At 54.3% G+C, this 20,494-nt stretch carries 8 protein-coding genes and 1 tRNA gene; all 9 read left to right on the top strand.

All coding sequences use genetic code 11. The features are described from left to right. The first annotated feature begins 14 nt into the window (after positions 1–14). The 9 genes from pheT to QRN31_RS16515 all read left to right on the top strand — a co-directional run bounded on the left by pheT (position 15) and on the right by QRN31_RS16515 (position 20,493). Entirely contained in the window at positions 15–2,396 is a 2,382-nt protein-coding gene (pheT, locus tag QRN31_RS16555) for a phenylalanine--tRNA ligase subunit beta (RefSeq protein ID WP_285433153.1), read from the top strand. A 3-nt stretch (positions 2,397–2,399) separates the two neighbouring features. Then, the gene (ihfA, locus tag QRN31_RS16550; RefSeq protein ID WP_002553164.1) at positions 2,400–2,702 is read left to right on the top strand and encodes an integration host factor subunit alpha; all 303 of its coding nucleotides are present in this window, start codon (positions 2,400–2,402) and stop codon (positions 2,700–2,702) included. After that, entirely contained in the window at positions 2,683–3,039 is a 357-nt protein-coding gene (locus tag QRN31_RS16545; RefSeq protein WP_003179985.1) for a MerR family transcriptional regulator, read from the top strand. The genes ihfA and QRN31_RS16545 overlap by 20 nt, the downstream gene beginning before the upstream one ends. Positions 3,040–3,128: 89 nt before the next feature. Beyond that, positions 3,129–3,205: transfer RNA gene (locus QRN31_RS16540), tRNA-Pro, on the top strand. Between the two features lie 394 nt (positions 3,206–3,599). Beyond that, the gene (locus QRN31_RS16535; protein WP_285433151.1) at positions 3,600–3,734 is read left to right on the top strand and encodes a hypothetical protein; all 135 of its coding nucleotides are present in this window, start codon (positions 3,600–3,602) and stop codon (positions 3,732–3,734) included. A gap of 200 nt (positions 3,735–3,934) precedes the next feature. After that, positions 3,935–6,898 carry a DEAD/DEAH box helicase gene (locus QRN31_RS16530; RefSeq protein WP_285433149.1) on the top strand — a complete coding sequence of 988 codons (2,964 nt, stop codon included), beginning with the start codon at positions 3,935–3,937 and terminating at the stop codon, positions 6,896–6,898. Further along, on the top strand, positions 6,898–11,823 hold the full coding sequence (locus tag QRN31_RS16525; RefSeq protein WP_285433147.1) for a hypothetical protein: 4,926 nt from the start codon (positions 6,898–6,900) through the stop codon (positions 11,821–11,823). The genes QRN31_RS16530 and QRN31_RS16525 overlap by 1 nt, the downstream gene beginning before the upstream one ends. Positions 11,824–11,838: 15 nt before the next feature. After that, the gene (locus QRN31_RS16520) at positions 11,839–13,764 is read left to right on the top strand and encodes a DUF262 domain-containing protein (RefSeq protein ID WP_285433146.1); all 1,926 of its coding nucleotides are present in this window, start codon (positions 11,839–11,841) and stop codon (positions 13,762–13,764) included. A 93-nt stretch (positions 13,765–13,857) separates the two neighbouring features. Further along, positions 13,858–20,493: a DEAD/DEAH box helicase gene (locus QRN31_RS16515; protein WP_285433145.1), complete on the top strand. Its 6,636-nt coding sequence runs from the start codon at positions 13,858–13,860 to the stop codon at positions 20,491–20,493. Position 20,494: the final 1 nt, after the last annotated feature.

The following is a 20,494-nucleotide window of genomic DNA, read 5'->3' as shown; positions in this document are numbered from 1 at the left end:
CTTAGGAGAGCAGGATGAAATTCAGTGAACAATGGCTGCGTGGCTGGGTAAGCCCGCAGGTAAGTCGAGACGAGCTGGTTGCTCGTCTGTCGATGGCCGGTCTTGAGGTCGATAGCGTTACGCCGGCCGCCGGCGAATTCACCGGTGTGGTGGTGGGCGAGGTGCTGAGCACCGAGCAACACCCGGACGCCGACAAGTTGCGTGTTTGCCAGGTCAGCAATGGTGCGGAGACGTTCCAGGTCGTTTGCGGTGCGCCCAACGTGCGCCCGGGCCTGAAGATTCCGTTCGCCATGATTGGCGCCGAACTGCCAGGCGACTTCAAGATCAAGAAAGCCAAGCTGCGTGGTGTTGAGTCCAACGGCATGCTGTGTTCGCAAGCCGAGTTGCAAGTCGGCGAAGGCAACGATGGCCTGATGGAATTGCCGGCCGATGCGCCGGTCGGTCAGGACATTCGTGAATACCTGGGCCTGGACGACGCCAGCATCGAAGTCGACCTGACTCCGAACCGCGGTGACTGCCTGTCCCTGGCCGGTCTGGCCCGTGAAGTCGGCGCTCTGTACGCCGCCGAAGTCACCCGTCCGGTGGTGGCTGTGGTGCCAGCCGAGCATGACGAAGTGCGTTCTATCGAAGTGCTGGCGCCAGCCGCTTGCCCACGTTACCTGGGTCGTGTGATCCGTAACGTCGACCTGTCCAAGCCTACGCCGCTGTGGATGGTCGAGCGTCTGCGTCGTGGCGATGTGCGTAGCATCGACGCGGCTGTCGACATCACCAACTATGTGATGTTGGAGCTGGGTCAGCCGCTGCACGCCTTCGATCTCGCCGAAATCAATGGCGGCATCCGCGTGCGCATGGCCGAAGAAGGCGAGAAGCTGGTGCTGCTCGACGGTCAGGAAGTCAGCCTGCGTAGCGATACGCTGGTCATTGCCGACCACACTCGTGCCCTGGCGATTGCCGGCGTCATGGGCGGCGAGCACAGCGGTGTCAACACCGCGACCACTCGCGATATTTTCCTGGAAAGCGCGTTCTTCGATCAGATTGCTGTCGCCGGCAAGGCCCGTTCCTACGGCCTGCACACCGACGCCTCGCACCGCTACGAGCGTGGCGTGGACTGGCAGCTGGCCCGTGAAGCCATGGAGCGCGCCACTGGCCTGCTGCTGGAAATCACTGGCGGTGAAGCTGGGCCGATCGTCGAGACCGTCAGCGAACAGCATTTGCCGAAAATTGCTCCAGTCACCCTGCGTGCGCAACGCATCACTCAGATGCTGGGCATGGAAATGGAGTCGGCCGAAGTCGAGCGTCTGCTCGGCGGCCTGGGTCTGAATATTTCTGCTGATGGGGCAGGGCAGTGGCGCGTTGAAGTGCCAAGCCATCGCTTCGACATCAGCCTGGAAGTCGATCTGATCGAAGAGCTGGCTCGCCTGTACGGTTACAACCGTCTGCCGGTTCGTTATCCGCAAGCCCGTCTGGCACCGCAAGCCAAGGCTGAAGCGCGTAGCGACCTGCCTGAGCTGCGTCGTCTGTTGGTCGCCCGTGGTTATCAGGAAGCGATCACCTACAGCTTCATCGATCCGAAACAATTCGAGCTGTTTAATCCAGGTGTAGAGCCGCTTCTGCTGGCCAACCCGATTTCCAACGACATGGCTGCCATGCGTTCGTCATTGTGGCCGGGTCTGGTCAAGGCGCTTCAGCACAACCTGAACCGTCAACAGGATCGCGTCCGCTTGTTCGAAAGTGGCCTGCGCTTCGTGGGGCAGCTGGAAGGCTTGAAGCAAGAGCCAATGCTGGCCGGTGTTGTGTGCGGTAGCCGTCTGCCGGAAGGTTGGGCGCAGGGTCGCGATGTCGTGGACTTCTTCGACATCAAGGCTGACGTGGAAGCGGTGCTGGGCTTTGCCGGTGCACTGAATTCGTTCACATTCGTGCCGGGCAAACACCCAGCGCTGCACCCGGGTCAAACCGCGCGCATCGAACGTGAAGGTCGCCTGGTAGGTTTCGTCGGCGCTATCCACCCTGAATTGTCGAAAACCCTCGGTCTTGACCGTCCGGTCTTCGTTTTCGAGCTGGTCCTTGCCGAAGTGGCGTTGGGGAAAATGCCGAAATTCAGCGAGTTGTCGCGCTTTCCTGAAGTGCGTCGTGACTTGGCACTCATCGCGGCCACGGACGTCGCGGCCAGTGCTGTACTGGATGTAATCCGTGAAAATGCAGGCGAATGGCTCACGGACCTCAGGCTATTTGACGTGTATCAGGGTAAAGGCATTGATCCTGATAGAAAAAGCCTTGCAGTCGGCTTGACCTGGCAGCATCCATCGCGCACTCTTAATGACGATGAGGTGAATACCGCGACGCAAAACATCCTCACCTCGCTCGAACAAAGGTTGAACGCCACGTTAAGGAAGTGACGTATGGGGGCTCTGACGAAAGCTGAGATGGCGGAACGTCTGTATGAGGAGTTGGGCCTGAATAAACGGGAGGCCAAGGAATTGGTCGAACTGTTTTTTGAAGAAATCAGGCACGCTCTTGAAGACAACGAACAAGTCAAATTGTCCGGTTTCGGCAATTTCGACCTTCGGGACAAACGCCAGCGGCCTGGCCGCAATCCGAAAACGGGTGAAGAAATCCCGATCACGGCTCGCCGTGTGGTCACCTTTCGTCCAGGGCAGAAGTTGAAGGCCCGAGTTGAGGCTTATGCTGGAACCAAGTCATAACGACGAGCTACCCGTCATCCCAGGCAAACGCTACTTCACCATTGGTGAAGTTAGCGAGCTGTGTGCGGTAAAACCGCACGTGCTGCGCTATTGGGAGCAGGAGTTTCCTCAACTCAACCCCGTCAAACGCCGCGGAAACCGCCGGTATTATCAGCGACAAGACGTGCTGATGATCCGGCAGATCCGCGCGCTCCTATACGATCAAGGTTTCACCATCGGCGGCGCTCGCTTGCGTTTGTCCGGCGATGAAGCCAAAGACGACACCACCCAGTACAAGCAAATGATTCGGCAGATGATTGCTGAATTGGAAGATGTGCTGGTTGTACTCAAGAAATAATTTCCTGCGTTTGAATACTTCCAGTTTTCAAACGCTTGCGATATATTCTTGAGCGTCCTTCCAGATGAAGGACGAGTTACACGCCTAGTCGGGGCGTAGCGCAGTCCGGTAGCGCACTAGCATGGGGTGCTAGGGGTCGAGTGTTCGAATCACTCCGTCCCGACCATATATTTCAATGACTTAGCCCGGTTCGGAAACGACCGGGCTTCGTTGTTTCTGGGATTTGATCGATCTGGTCACCGTTGGGTCACCGTTAGCGAAAAGCTGGTAAAGTGCCATATTCCAGTTCACTGCGCAGAAATCTGTGAAAGCTGATGAATTTTGGCTGTATAGCCCGTGCTCCGGACCTTACGACGCTCTTTCTTAGTTGGCACTGGCTACATGCACTGACATCAGGCGGCAGACCTATTTTGGCCGGAGCTTTGGTCTGTCGAGGCCCAGTGGCTGTCGCTGCCTGTTATTCTCGCCTGTCCTGGCAAGGATTGAGATGTTGATCTAAATGCAGAGCAGAGTGAGCAAGTAGTTACCCTCCTCAAACTTTTCAAGTGCGAGGAGGCAATGTGACCTATGTCTTCAACTATTTTGCCACTCGTGCCAGCTACTCCAGTGCCATTAGGGAGCTTCTCGAGACCATCATCGAGAACATTATTGACGGCATGAGCGTGACTGACACGTTCGATGTAAAGGTTGAGTGACGGTAAGGCTGATCTTTAGGGACTACTACCTATTTTGTCTGAATCTGTATTTGGCTTGGCGGGTTGGCTCTCGGCGAGTGTAGTCATCATGTTTCAAACGGTACCTGCGGACAGCGCGGCTAACGGGTAGTCGGCGGGAAGGCTTTTGCCCAGCGTAAATTGAAGGTTATTCATGGCTAACCTGAATAAGGACAAACCAATTGACAGTATTCACTCCCGGCATGCGTGTTGAATGCCGTAATGCAGAATGGATGGTAACCCGAGTGGATGCCGCCGGCAGCAGCCAGCATCAGATCGTGTTCTGTTCAGGTGTTGATGATCTCAACCGTGGCCATGAAGCAGCTTTCCTGACCCAGCTCGACACCTTGCGTGAAGTGGACCCGCGTAAGACCGAGCTGATCCGTGATGACTCCAATGGGTACTCCCGCTCAAGGCTGTTCCTCGAGGCGCAGCTGCGGCAAATGCCATTAACTGACCCAGAGCCGCATGTAGATGACATGGGGGCATTTACCCCTATGGACTATCAGAAAGAGGCAGTTCACCGCGCCCTCAAGCAGATGCGGCCGCGTCTCTTACTAGCTGATCAGGTCGGTTTGGGTAAAACCATCGAAGTCGGCATGATCCTCAGTGAGCTGATTCGTCGTGGGCAGGCGGGGCGTATTCTGGTGCTCGCCAAAAAGTCCATGCTCACCCAGTTTCAGGCTGAACTGTGGAACCGCTTTGCCTTGCCGTTGGTGCGTATGGACTCGGCTGCTCTATCCAAGCTGCAGCTGAAAATCCCCGCCTCGAAAAACCCCTTCGAGGTGTATCACCGCATCATCATGTCGATTGACACTCTCAAGGATATTGGCCGTTATGCTCACTTTCTTGAGAACACCCGCTGGGATGTGGTTGTGATAGATGAGGCACACAATGTCTCCGGTGGCGGCAACCCCGAGAAGCATCTCAGCTACCGCCTAGCCCGTCGTCTATCGCGTCGTACCAACAGCATGATCCTCACAACGGCGACGCCCCATAACGGCAAGCGGGAAACCTTCGGGCGTCTAATCAGTCTGCTCGATCCCTCCGCCGTACCAGACCCCAAGTTGCAGGAGTATGAAGCCGCAGACATTGCGCCCTTTTTCCTGATGCGTTTCAAGGAGGACGTGAGAGCCGAAGCTGGAGACAATTTCTCTGATAGGGAGGTGATACCACTCGAACAAACTAAGGCCAGAGCCACAGAGGCCGAAGAGAGTGCCTACCACCAGCTCGCGCATATTCGGCAACTGGTACTGGATAAGCAGATCGATACCCAGGCCATCGTAAGTTGGGGTATGTACAAGGCCTTCTTGTCCAGTCCGGAGGCTTGTCTTTCCACCGCGCGTAAACGGCTGACACAGTTACAGGCCAATGATCCCGGCTCCCGCGAACTGGACGAGCTTAAATTGCTGATAAGTCAGCTACAGCCGCTAAGGCTTGAAACCAGTGCACGTTTTGCTCTGCTGATCCATCAACTGGAAGCCATGGGCTGGGATGGCACTGCCAAGAGCCCGCGCCTACTTATGTTCACTGAAAGCCGGGTTACCCAAGAGTTTCTGGCACCGGCGCTGGCCAAACACTTCAGCTTGGCTTTCAGTGCTAAGCAGGAAAAACAAGCCGAACAGATTATTGCTGCCATACACGGCGGCATGTCAGATGCAACTCTGGCCGACGTTGTAGAGTCATTCGGTACGGGTACTAGCCCGATGCGTCTGCTGCTGGCCACCGATGTGGCCTCAGAAGGTGTGAACCTGCATCACCAGTGCCATCACATCATTCACTATGATCTGCCCTGGTCGATCATCACCCTTATCCAGCGCAATGGCCGTATCGACCGTTTCGGCCAGAAACACTCACCTGTGATTCGCTATCTCATGGTGGAAACCCGTGAAGGATTGCTGAAAGGGGATAGCGAGATTTTCGAACGTCTGGTCAGCAAGGTGGAAGAAATCAATCGCTCCACCCGCACCGGCGAGAGCGTACTAAAGCTTTATGACGCCAAGCGCGAAGAAGAAGCTATCGGTGACGGTTTGGTGCAGGGTGATAGGGCACTGCTCGATCGTATGGAGAAAAGCAGTGGAGAAACCAGCGAGCTGGAGTCACTTCTCCAGTCAGCCACTCAGCAGGGCCATGAGGACTTTCTCGACTTTCTGCTTGGTAATGGTAGTCCGGTAAAGGAGCAGGCCAAAGAGGCTGAAGGAATCAAGGACAACTCCCGCATTCGTTTGCTCTCCAACAGCGAATTCTTTGAACAGGGCTACCGGACGCTGAAGACTCAGGTCGGTGGCAGTGACTGGCACCCGCTAGAAAAAACCGCAGAACAGTTTATTTTCACTCCACCAAAGGAGCTGGCGCGTCGCCTGGGAGCGCCTTGGGTTGAAAGTGAAATGGTCTATGGCGCCTCAGCCATGCCCGAAGAAGCCTGGCCAGAAGATCAGCAACTCTACCTCACCGCCAGCCCAAAACGTGTCAACAATGCTATCCAGGCCGCACTGGCGCACAAGGGGCAGTGGTCCCGGGAGCTGTTGCTGACCGAACAGCACCCAGTCATGCAGTGGTTGGCTGAGCGCCTGATGATGTTGCAGCAGCGGGGTGAAGCGCCGCTAATTAGCTCACCCTTTCTGCAGCCTGGTGAGTTGCTGTTCTGTTTTATTGGTCAGGTCAGCTCCCGTGCTGGTACGCCACTGATAGTCGACCCGCATGGTGTTTCTTTCCGCAAGGGAGGCCAATTCCAAATTCGCCCGCTCAAAGAAGCGCTCACGGAGGTTGACTTCAACAACCTCACCAACAGCGGCAAGCGCGGTAATCTGCCTGAACATTTGCTCAAAAGCTTCCTTTCTTCCGCGGTAGACCAGAGCCTGCACCACATGCGCAAGCTCAAGGATCTGCGCCGAGCAGAAATCCGCCCGCGTCTGGATGAAGAGAATAAGCGCCTGGAGCACTGGTTTGCCCGCTGGGCGGAGCGTATCGATGGGCAGCTCGACGGACTGCCCCCGGAAGGCAAGCGCGCAACCCAGCTCAGGCAAAAGCGAGAAGAAATGGAAAAATACCTGGAAGACCGCAAGGAAAACTGGGAAATGACCCACTACCGGGCGACGGACGAAGCCACCACGCGCCTGGTGTTGGTTGTGGAAGGAGTGCAGTAATGGCTTTGGATAACGCAATCAAGAATGTGGGTGACTACTACGCAGCCCATTATCTGGCCGACAAAAACGGTTTCGCCAAGGATATCTCCGAGCAGGCCAAGGCCTGGAAAGAAGCCGGCAGCCAGTCGACTCCGCGTAAGCTGGCAGCCCTTTCCACCAGTTACTTCAAAGCCAAGACCGAAGCACTGGATTACCCCGAACCACTGCTGCGCGCACGAGCAGCCAACGCGGCCATTGATGCCTGGCACCCGGTCTTGCTGCATGCGCTCGGCTACCAGCCACAACCCTTTGGTCTTGAGCTGGTTAGCGAACAGCGCCAACTGCCGGTGTTGCACCGCCTCAACCGGCACAACCGTCCTTGGCTCGTGATCACCCAGGCACCATTCTGCCTGTCTGATGGTGAGAGTGATGAAGAGCCGCTGGAGCAGGACGTGCTGCCCACTGGCAAGCTGGTTGAAGGCCTTCCAACCCTGCAGGCCAGCTGGGAAAAAGCCATTGCCCTGCTGCTTAAGCAGGAAGATGCTCCACGTTGGATTATGCTCCTGGCTGGCAGTCGGGTTTACCTATTTGACAGTCACACCTATACCCAGGGGCGTTATCTGTGGATAGACCTGGATGAGGCCTATGGTCGCAATCAGAAAGACACCTTCGATGCCATTTGCGCCCTTATCTCCAGCGAAGCCCTCGTTCCCCAGGGTGAGTCCGATGAGGTGCTGCATGAGCGACTGCGTGAGGGCAGCCTTAAAAGCACCCATGGCGTTTCCGAGCAACTGCAGGCAGCAGTGCGCGAGGCCATTCAGGCCATTGCCAATGGTTGGGTCGAGGCCCGCCGCCAGGCCAACCTGGGATATCGCCAGCTCGGCGAGCGCGAGGCGCCTCTTGCAGATGGAAGCCGTGAAGTCACCGCCGACCAACTGCGCCATGATGCACTGATATTTGTTTATCGCTTGCTGTTCTGCTTCTATGCTGAGGCCCGTGGTGCTGAACTAGGTATTCTGCCTATCACCGACGATGTCTACCGGTTGGGTTACAGTCTAGAGGCCTTGCGCGATCTGGTGGATGCCAATGAGCCTGGAACAACAACTGAGCAGGGATCTTATTTTGCCGAGCACCTAGGCCGTCTGTTTCAACTGATTTTTGAGGGCTTTGACCCTGCGCACGATGGGCTGGAAGTAGAGACACCCGAATTTGCCGAGTTTGGCCGTCTACCCAGGCAGGACAGCTTGTTTGGCAATTCTGTCGGTGAGCAATTACAGCTAGTTGGCAGTGCCGGGGGGCGCTCCCGCTATACGCCCGGTAAAGTATTTGCCATCCAGCCCCTTACAGCATCCCTGTTCGACCCCCAGGCGACGCCTTTGCTCAGTCGGGTCAAGCTGTCCAATCGGGTGCTCCATCGGGTTGTGCGCTGCCTCAGCCTGGGTACATCACAACAGAATAGGCGTATTGGCCGCATCAACTATGCCGAACTAGGTATTGTTCAATTGGGTTCGGTGTATGAGGGACTGCTTTCATACCGGGGCTTCTTTGCTACCGAAGACCTGATTCAGGTGCACCAGAAGGCTAGAAATGGCAGGCCCATGCTGGATAACGCCATCGATGCCAAGGTACCAACATGGTTTGTCCCGGCTACTCGTGAGGTTGAGTTCAAGACAGGGGAAGTCGTTCTCGAATATCGTACCCAGAAAACCCGTATCTACAAAACCGGCGAATTCATTCTGCATCTCAACGGAGTTGATAGGGTCAACAGTGCTTCCTATTACACGCCGGAAGTGCTTACTCGCACACTTGTGGAAGAAGCGCTCAAGGAGCGGCTAAAAGATTTCGGGCCGGATCAGGCGGATGAAATACTCAGGCTCAAGATATGTGAACCGGCTATGGGGTCGGCAGCTTTCCTGGTCGAAGCTGCTGACCAGTTGGCGCATCGCTACCTGACCCTCAAGCAGCAGCAGCTAGGCCGCCGCATCGACCCTGGCGAGTATGAGGATGAGTTGCGCCGTACTCGGCATTACATCGCTGTGCACAACGTATACGGTGTGGATCTCAACCCGATTGCTGTGGAGTTGGGGGCGCTATCATTGTGGTTGTCCACCATTCACCGACTCACCCTAAACCCCGGTGACGCAGACAGTCAGCTGCTTTATCGCCCGGCGGCTACACCCTGGCTTGGTCTGCGTCTGCGTGCCGGTAACAGCCTGATTGGCGCGCGTCGCAGCGTTTGGACCAAACAGCAGCTACTGCGTGGGCTGTTCTATGGTAAAAACGCCCAGACACCACGGCAGCTCAAGCCCGGTGAGGCTCGCCAGCCCGGTGAGGTCTATCACTTCCTGGTGTGGGACGAAGATATGGCCCCCGCTGCCAATGACAGCCTCATGAAAGTCCACTGGCCGGATGAGTGCGAACAGATCAAGAGCTGGCGCGACAAGCAGGTCAAGCAGAAACACTCACCGGAGGAGGTTGCTCGGCTGGAGCATCTGAGCGAGCGTATTGATGCCCTATGGGCCGGCTACGCAGCCGAGCGTCATAAGGCCCTCGCCAAAACTGCTTGTACAGCAAGTGTATGGCCAATCGCGCAGAATGATCTAAAAGCCATCAGCCCCAGTCCGAGTCTCAAGCGTCAGGAACAGATCAAGGCCACTTTAGAGGCCGAATCCGGCGCCTTCCAGCGCCTGCGCCTATTGATGGACTGCTGGTGCAGCTTTTATTTCTGGCCGCTGGATCGGGCTGCGGATTTGCCTAGTCGGCAGGCCTGGCTTACTGCTGCGGAAGTACTGCTTGGGTTGGGTATTGATGACCCAGCCTCCCGCGCCATGCTGGAAATTCAGTTGGGAGAAGCTATTAGTCTGGAAGAATTTTTTCAGGCTAGCCAGCAGCAACTGCCGGATGCTGCCCGCCTCAGTGAACTGGTGGCCTGGTTTGGTATAGGGCGCCATATAAGTGCCGATCAAAACTTTCATCATTGGGAGCTAATCTTTACTGAGATACTGGGCCCATCAATTGAGGCGGAATTTAAACCTCAAGGCTTTGATCTAATATTTGGCAATCCTCCTTGGAGGACTACTGATTGGAGTGTAACAGTAGTTGCAAGTGAGTTTTTTGCTGAGGTAGGGGTTAGAGAGTTTGATGCAAATAAATCGAGAGGTGTCCTTGAGCAGGCCTTAGAAGATAGTAATTCACTATCGATCTACTCAGTTGCGTTGGCCAGTCATCTTGGGGTGAAAAGATTTTTATCTTCTGCTTTGTTGTATCCGCTATGTGGTTCGATGAGGTCAAATTTATATAAAAATTTTATTGAAAGAACTTTTGATTTTGTTTCGCAGAACGGTATTGCAGGCTTTTTACACCCTGAAAGTGTCTACGATGACCCTAAAGGTGGTAGTTTTAGATCTAAGTATTATGAGAGGCTTTTGAAGCACTATCAGTTTCACAATGGCTGTCTATTGTTTGGTGATGTTGATGCAAAAGAAAATTTCAGTATTAATATTTTTGGCGCTGTGAAATCTTTTGTTGAGTTTTCTAGTATCGCTAATATTTGTCATCCTATAGTGATATTCAGAAGCTATGCCCATGATGGTTATGGGTTGGTTCCTGGCTTAAAGAACGCTGATGGGGGTTGGGATGACGGTGGCCATAAGGATAGAATCGTTGATTTTGACATGGAGCGCCTAAAAGTTATTAACTCGGTTTTTGAGCCTGAGGGAGTCCCAGTATTAGAGACCTGCCTTCCTAAGGTGCATAGCACGGGATCAATTAATGTGCTCCAAAAATTTGCTGGTGCGAGTCATTCAATCGGCTCTTTGACTTCTGAAGTTTTTCCTGTTGAGCTGTTCAATGAGTCTACCGGCAAAGAAAAAAAATACATAGTGAGAGTTGATTCGCCTTCGTACTGTCCAAGCACTCCATATCAAACAGTGCTGTCCGGGCCACATATTTACGTAGGTAAGCCGTATTTTCAAAGCTGTCAAACAGTTTGTACGGAAAATAGCCACTATGACACAGTTATCCATGCTGGCGGGGTTGGTAATCCTGAACTTAGAACTGTTTATAAGTTAACAGATGCTGGTCGCGCATTTCTTGAGAGAAAAATGTATCCGGATGGTCGGAAGATAATTGACTCTTATAGGTTTGCAAACAGAAGCTTTGTGAAGCCGACAAATGAAAGGACATTGATTCCAGCTATTATACCGCCTGGTGTAAGTCATATTGATCTTATTTTCTCTCTGGGATTCAGTAGTTCCAAGAGTATGATGTTGTTCGTTGGGCTTTCTTCATCGGTTGTTTATGACTATTTTGTGAAGACTCTTGGTAATCCGAGGGTTCGGAAGAGTGTTTTATCTCTTCTGCCATGTGCTACTGGTGTCGCTACTGATTACATAGTGAATCGGGCTCTAAGGCTTAATTGTGTTTCATCTCTTTATGGTGATCTTTGGGAGGGCGTCTCTAGTAAAAATATTTCAAAGGATGGGTGGGTCTGTGAAAAGCCTGGTCTTGAGGGTTGGAGTGATCTGTCTTCCTCGGAGTGGTGTGTTGATTTTCCTGTGAGAAATGATTGTGAGTATAGGCAGGCACTTGTGGAGTTGGATGTGCTTGCCGCAATACAGATTGATATTTCTTGTGGTGAGCTGGTTCAGATTTATAATGAATTGTTTCCAACGCTTATTAAGTATGACTCAACTGATCTTTATGACTCTGTCGGGAAGCGACTTCCTAATTCTCTCAGAAGAGATTCTGGTGCGAAGGAAGTTAAGTTAGCCCTTGAGACGCATGACGGAATATCCCCTATAACGGTTTCCTGGGAAATCGATAATGGCATCCAAATAGTAACTCGTACGTTCTATCCCCCTTTTGTCGGCGTTGATCGGATAGAGGATTATCATACTGCCTATAGGGTGTTCTCCGAACGCCTGGGATTGACTAAAGCAAACTGAAGAGACAGCCTAACCATGGACGCCAAGGCGCGCAATCTGAACCAGATTTTTGATGGGACTATTTCCTTCCAAATTCCGCTATTCCAACGACCCTATGTCTGGAATGCGGAGCGCAATTGGGGGCCTCTCTGGGAGGATATTCAGGAGTTGATGGATTACCAGCTTCGCACGATGCGCAGCCGCACTCACTTCCTCGGTGCGGTTGTGCTAGAGCAGATGAAAAATGTTGCGGGCTCAATTGAGACTCACCAAGTCATCGATGGGCAGCAACGTTTTACTACATTGCAATTGTTCATGATTGCTGCCCGGGATGTGTGCAATCAGCATGGCAGTGAAAAATTTTACGAGCGTTTTAACGATCTCGTAGCGAACAAAGCCAGCAAAGTCGATTTTGAACACGAGCGCTACAAGGTCTGGCCGACCAATAGCGATCGTGAGGCATTCAGACTGGTGCATGCCGCGCAAGGGCCCGAGGGTCTCGAGCAGGCATTAGAAGACCTGCCTGATTGGCAGGATCAGAATCATCAGGTGCTAGGTGGCTACCGCTACTTCTATAGCAAGCTCGATGACTGGCTGCGGGGTGGGTTAAGTCAAGAGGCAGCCTTACCGATCAAAGATCGGTTGGAGGCACTGTGGCAGGTGATAGGTAACGGGCTACAGGTGGTGGTGATCAATCTGGATGACGAAGATGAGTCCCAGGTGATCTTCGAGACGCTGAATGCCCGAGGCACTCAATTGTTGCCGGCTGACCTGATCAAGAATTACCTGTTCCGCCGTGCCCAAACAGATGGTAGGGATATCGAGCTGTTATACGAAAAGCACTGGAAGGCATTTGACGATAAATTCTGGCGCAAGGAGATCAATCAAGGGCGTACCAAGCGGCCACGCATAGACCTATACCTGCAGCACTACCTGACGCTGATGCTACGCGATGATGTGCGCAGTGCCCACTTGTTTGAGGCGTTTAAGGAATATGTGCTGGCGCTTGAGGAGCAGGCCTCCGAGCAGGAGGGCAATGCCAATGCCTCACTACAGAGCACGCAGTTGACCACCCAGCCGCTCAGTATCGAAGAACACCTGCAGTTCATGTCCCGCTATGCACGGTCATTCCGCACCTTTGCTGTGCCGCCGGTAGGATCTCGTCTGGCTGTTTTCCTGTCGCGGCTGCAGGCCGTCGATACGGCAACGGTTTTCCCATTATTGCTTCTGGCCTGTGATCAGCTTTTGCCTAAACAGCAGGTTGAGTTCGATCACTTTCTTGTTGTGCTTGAATCCTTCCTTATTCGACGTATGGTCTGCGGTATGACCTCCAAGAACTACAACCGCTTGTTTGTTGATGTGATCAAGGCGCTAGACAAACGCGGTGAATTCACTGCGATGGCCTTGCAGGAAGTGCTTCAGTCGAACACAGGCGACAGTGTCCGTTTCCCTACGGATGAAGAGTTCAGGCAGAGTATTTTGCATAAGCCTGCCTACCAGAATTTGGCGCAGTACAAGTTGCGGGCAGTGCTGGAGGCGATTGACCAGGCGCAGTGTATAAAGAAAAGCGAAGTATTGCCGCTGCCACCAAGCCTTACCATTGAGCACATCATGCCGGTTAAATGGCAGGAAAACTGGATCATTCCTGAGGCTATCAACAGCGATCCAGAGAATCGACTCACCTTTATCCAGCAACGCAATCAGGCTTTGCATAGCCTGGGAAATCTGACGCTGATTACCAGCAGCCTGAATCCGTCATTGTCCAATGCGGCATGGAGCAAAAAAAGACCAGAGTTGGTGAGGTTCAGCAAACTGAATCTGAACCGCTATTTCCACTTGCCCGTTGCTGGTGAGGCTGACCCGCTAACAGACTGGAACGAGAATGCGGTGCTGCAGCGCGGAGAGATTCTATTTTCTAGTGCCAGCGAAATCTGGCCATATACGTCAGTTGTGGTCGGTTGACGGGCAGGGCAGCCGCGGATTTGTTGTTCTGCAGGTGTAAGTCACGGAAATTCAATAAGATAGCGTCATTACGGGCGTAACAAGGAAAAGACTATGCTGCCGGCAACGCTAGCGCTGGAAGTGCGAAAGCAGGTACTGCATTACTTGGGGGCAACTTTCAACCTTCGCCTGGCTTCGGCAGAACGGGCGCTGGAAGCTTTTTTCATCCATCCCGAGGAGGGTTTATTCAAAGGCCCCTGGGTGCAGTTGCGCCGGCCTTTCAGGCAGGACAGGGGAGATACATCCACCCTGTTTGATCTGCATGTGCCTTTTGTCCCGTTCAAACATCAGGCCTTAAGCTGGCGCCGACTGACCACGCGTAATGGACATGTGCCACAGCATACCCTGGTGACTACTGGGACTGGCTCAGGCAAAACCGAATGTTTTTTATACCCTTTGCTTGATCATTGCTTGCGTATGCATCAGGCCGGCAGGCGTGAGGGTATCAAGGCGATTGTGCTCTATCCAATGAACGCGCTGGCCGCTGACCAGGCCGGGCGTTTTGCAGAAGAAATTCTCAGATCCGATCAGATGAGCTATGCGCTAAATGGTCAGCGCAAGGCCCGTATTAGAGTTGGTTTGTATACGGGGCGTATGCAGCAGAACTCCAGCAAGGACGAAGGCGCAGAGCCAGGCACTTACACTGAAGTCACGGTGATCCAAGCCGGACCTGACGGCAAGAAAGCCTACACTTCCATCACCAACCGGGCCGAGATGCAGAAAAATCCGCCGGATATTCTGCTGACCAACTACAAGATGCTCGATTACCTGCTGCTGCGGCCCAAGGATATGAGCATCTGGAAGCACAATCAGGCGGAGCCGGGACTGTTGCGGTACTTGGTACTGGACGAGTTGCACACCTATGACGGGGCGCAGGGGGCAGATGTTGCCTGCCTTATTCGCCGTCTCAAGGCTCGCTTTGACATTCCCGTGGGCCAGTTGTGCATGGTGGGTACCAGCGCCACGGTGGCCGGCGGGGATGATGAAACCACCATGGGGCCGATACAGAAGCTTTGTGACTTTGCCAGCACTCTGTTCGAAGAAAAAATTACGCACGATGCAGTCATTCAGGAAGATCGCTACCGGGTGGATGAGGTGGTGCGTACTCCGGTTCTGGAGGCCGATCTTCTGCCGGGTGTGGAGGACTCAGAACCACGGCATCTGGAAGATGCGCTGAGGTATGCGCGGCGCATGGCGGCGTGTTTTGGTGGTCCGACTTTCCCCGTATCGGCGGATGATCCGCGCTGGCCTGACTGGACGCCGCACTATGTAACGCTCAGGCCAGTGCTTGAGCGTCTCAATGAAAGTGACCTCTGGGGTGTAGCGCTAGGCGAGTGGATACGCCGGCATTCGCTGTTTCATCAGATGCTTAAGGCTACCCAGGAACAGGCGGTACATTGGCTTGAGCTGCTGCGTCAGTTGTCCCGTGATGACTTTGCCCTGCGTTCGGCGGGTGATCTGCAGCGTCGGGGCGAGATAGTACTGGCTTTTCTGGCATTGATCGCCCACGCCCGTGAGCTGCGCAGTGGCAAACCTTTCCCTCTGGTACCCACCCAAGTGCAACTTTGGTTGCGTGAACTGCGGCGCATTGGTGCGTTGGTCAATCCATCTCCGGTATTTACCTGGCTGGATGACACCTTGCCAGAGGGCAAGCATCAGCTTCCGGTGGTCCACTGCACCGAGTGTGGTGAGCTGGCCTGGGCCGCATTGCATGATCCGGACAAGGACAGCGAGATCAGCAAGCAGGGTGTGCGTGGCAAGCAGCTGAGCGATGAGGTCTCACCCATTTATGATGCTTGGGGTTTTGAGCGCGATCCGGATCAGCGGCTGGTATTGCTTAGCCCCTGGCTGGAGGGGGATGACCCTGTGGAACAGAGTGGCCAGCAGGGCCTGGAAGGCCTGCGCTGGCATTTGGCTCCCGGTTCACTGGTCTTACGCGAGGGGCCTGGCTTATGTCCGCTAAGCAGTGAAACCACCTTCACCGTGAAGATGGTTCATGAACAACGCACCACCGAGAACGGAAACCGTGTTGGTATCCGTAAGTGCCCGCATTGCCACGAGCTAGACAGCCTCATGTTTATTGGTAGCCGGGCTGCGACCATGTCCAGCGTAGCGATAGACGAGGTGTTCGGCTCGGTTCTAAATAACGACCCCAAAATGCTGGCTTTTACCGATAGCGTTCAGGATGCCAGCCATCGCGCCGGTTTTTTCTCTGCCCGTACCTACCATTTCACCCTGCGAACAGCTTTGCAGCATTTGATTGATGATGCCGGTGATGAGGGGGTACCGCTATCTGAGGTAGGCGAACGTTTGCTGGCCTTCTGGGCTGAAAATGAGCCCGGGCGGCCGGGTAGCCTAAAAGAGGCTATGGCAACCCTGATTCCACCGGATCTGCGCGAATACGAGCCCTATCAGGAGTACCGCAATGGCAGCCTGCAGGATCCGCCTGCCAAGCTTCGAAAGGAAATAACCGAACGTCTGACCTGGGAGGCGACGAGTGAATTTAGTCTGATGCTGACCCATGGTAGGACCATGGAGTTGCATGCCAGTGCGACCTTGGGTTGGGACTGCGCGGTCATCGATGCCACGCTGGATGAAGTTCACCAGCGCTTTGTGCGCATCAGCCCGTTGCTGGCAGGCCTAGATGAACAGCGTATGCGTCTATGGTTGCTGGGTATTTTGCATCGCCAGCGCGAAAGGGGCGGTGTGCGTCATGCCTATTTGAACAGCTATGCCCAACAAAACTACTGGGGAAAATTCCCTTTTGGCCGGGTGATCTCGGGTCGTGAAACCTATCCCCCCCAGGGCAAATACAAACCTCGGTTGTTGGCGACTCAGCCAGACAAGTATCACGACCATCTTCTGGTAGCCCCACGGGATGGTCAGATGTTGCCTTGGCAGTTGCTGTGGGCTCGCCGGGTACTGGGTCTGGCAAGCATTGATGATGCCACCCTGGTTGATGTGTTGGCAGCGTTCCTGTCGGCCGGAGAGAAGTCCGGCCTCTTGGTCCGGCTGCATCAGGATGGCGACAAGGCCTGGTATGCCATCAATGATACAGCGGCCAGGCTTTATCCTGCCGGGCATAAGTTGCAGTGCACTACCAGCGGCTACCACCTCTACCGGCCAGAGCAGGAAGCAACACTGTGGCAAGATGCCCCCAGCCTGTCGTATCGGGATAAGCACGGGCGGTATGTAACGGCAGAGCTCAATGAACGGGAAGTTTACTATCGCACGCGTTATCGCAAAGGGGCGCTGCGTCGTGTCTTTGCCCATGAGCACACTGGTCTGCTAGATACCTTGGAGCGTGAAACACTGGAGCTGAACTTCAATAGTGGTAGCCACGCCGATGATCCCAACGTACTGACGGCAACGTCCACGCTGGAGATGGGTATCGACATTGGGGATCTGTCGACCACCATGTTGTGTTCCATTCCTCCGACAACTGCCAGTTATCTTCAGCGCATTGGCCGTGCCGGGCGCAGAACCGGAACTGCACTGGTGTTGAGCATTATCAACCAGCGTCCGCATGATCTGTTCTTCTATGCCAGGCCTGATGCGCTGCTGGCCGGTAAGATCGAACCGCCCGGTTGCTGGCTGGATGCCAGTGCCGTGCTGGTGCGACAGTATCTGGCCTTCTGTTTTGATCAGGCCGTGCGTCGGGGTGCGCTGACGGATCTACCGGCTACGGCAAATCAGCTAGTTGACGAGGTGATCAACAACCGGACCGGGCATATACCGTCTTTGATTGCCTGGATGCTGGAAAACGAAGAGGCATTGCGCACTGCTTTTCTCAAGCATTTTGAGTACAACGCCAAAGCGGATACCCGTGAGCGCTTTTTGCAGGAATCCACCACTGAGCGCCTGCGCGCAGCCATCGAAATGGCTGCCAGTGAGTTTCAGCAACAAAGGCTGTTGCTGATTAACGCCCAGAAGCGCTTGCGCAGCCAGAAGGACAAGATTGATCATCAGACCGAATCGGCAGACCTGGCTGAGATCGAACGTGAAGAGAAGATTCTGCGCGCCCGTCAGCGCAAGCTGAGTGACATCAGCGCGCTGGAGGTGTTGACCGAGCACGGGTTGTTGCCTAACTACGCTTTCCCTGAACGAGGGGTTCGCTTTTCCGGTGCAGTTTATAACCGCAGGCTCAAGGGGGAAACCGGAGAGGATGAGTTCAAGGTACGTCCGCCCTTTGAGCTGGTCAGATCGGGCTCCTCTGCCATTCGCGAGTTGGCACCTTGGAACCATTTTTATACCCATAGTCACCGCTTTGACATTCAACAGTTGGAGTTGGGCTCAAAGAGTCAGCCCCTGATTGCCAAATGGGCGGTGTGCGGGCAATGCGGACACATGCGCCAACAAGCCGAGTTGGATCAGCCTGATGCTGTGCCTGCCTGCCCACAATGTGGTTATGACGGGCCGCAGGGCCAGATGGATAAGGGCCAGCAGGTGCAGTTCCTGGAATTTTCTCGTTCCCAGGCAATTTCCTACATGGAGTATTACGACAGCCTGTCTGCTGACAAGGGGGATGAGCGCGAAAACGAGATGTACCAGTTGGTCACTTCTTTCGATCAGACGGTGGAGCAGGCCAGCGCTGCAGTTGGCAATGATGCCTTGCCCTTTGGTATTGAGTACCGCGCCGCCATGGTTATGAGGGAAGTGAACGCTGGCTTTCAGTCACAACATCGGGATCTTGACTTTGGACAGGATGCCAAGGTGTCGTCAGAAGGCTTTCTGATTTGTGCAGATTGCGGTGTTGCGGCCAAGTCCAATCAGAACCGTGACAAGGTCAGTCACCGCAGGAGCTGTTCCGGTCACCGGGAGACACAGCGACGCAAGCGAGAAGGTCGGCTTGAGGACGCTTACCGCTGGGAAAATGTGTTCTTGTATCGCGAGCTGCGCTCAGAGGCGATTCGTCTCTTGTTGCCTGAAGTAGAGCCGGAGGACCTATCAACCCTAGAGGCAGCCATTTATCTGGGGATGCGTCTGCGCTTTCAGGGCGACCCTGGACACTTGCTGGTGCGCCAGCAGGTAATTCCCAATCTGCGCGAGGGAACTACCCAGCACTATTTGGTGCTAATGGATGCGGTGCCCGGAGGTACCGGTTTTCTCAAGGCGCTGTTCCAGGACCAGGATGATCAGGAACGCATGGGCGAGGGGGTAATGGACGTGATGCGCCGCGCCCTGGTTGCCCTGGAGAGCTGCAGTTGTCGTGAGTTGCACCAGACCAAGGATGACACCGATGGTTGTTACCGCTGCCTACGCACCTTTCACATGCAATACAGATCTGAAGAAATCAGTCGTGAACGGGGTATTCGTCTGCTCAGTCGCTTGATTGAGGCAGGACAGACTCGACAGGCCAAGCATGGGCTCGACGACATCAAGCCGAAAGCAATGTTTGGCAGTGTGCTGGAAAAGCGCTTTGTCAGCAGCTTGCAGCATTGGGTTGAGACGCTAGGTAAACCGGGTGATTGGCGTGAAGAGTTGATAGCCGGTAGCCGCGGCTTTAAGTTCACCCTGGGTGACGGGCGTATCTGGTCGTTGCAGTTACAACCAATGCTGGGCGGTGCCCAGGGCGTTACAGTTAAGTGTCAACCCGATTTTCTGTTGTTTGCCGATGACGAGATTTGTCGTCCGGTGGCAATTTTTCTTGATGGGTTTGAGCCGCATGTGAAGCCGAATGAGGCTGAATCAGGGCTCGCTGATGACTGGCTCAAGCGCAGATCCATTCTGGAAAGTCAGCGTTATTGGTTGTGGAGCCTGGGGTGGGATGATTTGGCTGAAGCCGACGGCCAGCGATTCCGTTTTATGGCTCAACGTGTAACCGACGATATCCTGCCCGCGCGTTTGAAGGCGGTAACCGGGGTGAAAATCCCCGCAGTGAGAACCGCTACGGGTCATGCGCTTGACCAACTAAAAGCCTTTCTGCTTACCCCCAACGCATCGGGTTGGCAGTATGTTGGCAGGGAAATGCTAGGTTTCTCTCTCATGATGTTAGCTGGCAACGGTATTGGACAGGAAGCCGGCAAGGTTTCAAGCCAGCTTGCAATGTGGCGCAATGGTTACCCTGTTCCGCCAGTTGGTAAGGATGACCGTGGTGATTGGGTCTGGTTATCGCAAAACTTGGCGCTGACGGAGGATTTTATGGTCTATGGGTTGGGGCAGGAGTTGCTGGTCAATGACTTTACCAACCTCAAGCTAGAGTTGCGCCTGGGGGATTCGGCTGCTGAACGTTCTGCGGTAGAGACTTTTAAGCTCCGTTGGCGCCGCTTTTATGCGATGGCCAACCTATTTCAGTTCCTCGGCAATACTCTGGTGTTTATCACCTCTGAGTACGTGAACGGCGTGATACCAGAGCCGGATTTGACACCTCTGAACAGCCTCGATGAGTCTTGGCAGAGTGTGATTGAAGAGGTGCTGCCTGCCCTTGAACGATTGGTTAAATTGATGGCTGAGGCACGTTGCGTGTTGCCTGAGGTCGAGCACATTAGTGATGACCTTACCGATGATCTGTTTGCCGAGATGGCATGGCCCGAGTCAGAACCCCCTGTGAGTATTCTAGCGGGTGATCAGGCAGCTTTTGCCAACAAGTGGCAACAGGCTGGATGGCGGGTAATTACGGAGAAAGATATTGAGACGCGCGGTGAACAGTGGTGCATTGACCAACTGCCGAAGTCTAATGGAGATAGTTGAA

The organism is Pseudomonas sp. fls2-241-R2A-110 (assembly GCF_030209165.1).
Taxonomy (GTDB): Bacteria; Pseudomonadota; Gammaproteobacteria; order Pseudomonadales; family Pseudomonadaceae; genus Aquipseudomonas.
This window is presented reverse-complemented; position numbering and strand designations above follow the sequence as displayed.

What these genes read in the sequence shown, in the direction of transcription:
- pheT (WP_285433153.1), top strand. Translation starts at nt 15, where the DNA reads ATGAAATTCAGTGAACAATGGCTGCGTGGCTGGGTAAGCCCGCAGGTA.
- ihfA (WP_002553164.1), top strand. Translation starts at nt 2,400, where the DNA reads ATGGGGGCTCTGACGAAAGCTGAGATGGCGGAACGTCTGTATGAGGAG.
- QRN31_RS16545 (WP_003179985.1), top strand. Translation starts at nt 2,683, where the DNA reads ATGCTGGAACCAAGTCATAACGACGAGCTACCCGTCATCCCAGGCAAA.
- QRN31_RS16525 (WP_285433147.1), top strand. Translation starts at nt 6,898, where the DNA reads ATGGCTTTGGATAACGCAATCAAGAATGTGGGTGACTACTACGCAGCC.
- QRN31_RS16520 (WP_285433146.1), top strand. Translation starts at nt 11,839, where the DNA reads ATGGACGCCAAGGCGCGCAATCTGAACCAGATTTTTGATGGGACTATT.
- QRN31_RS16515 (WP_285433145.1), top strand. Translation starts at nt 13,858, where the DNA reads ATGCTGCCGGCAACGCTAGCGCTGGAAGTGCGAAAGCAGGTACTGCAT.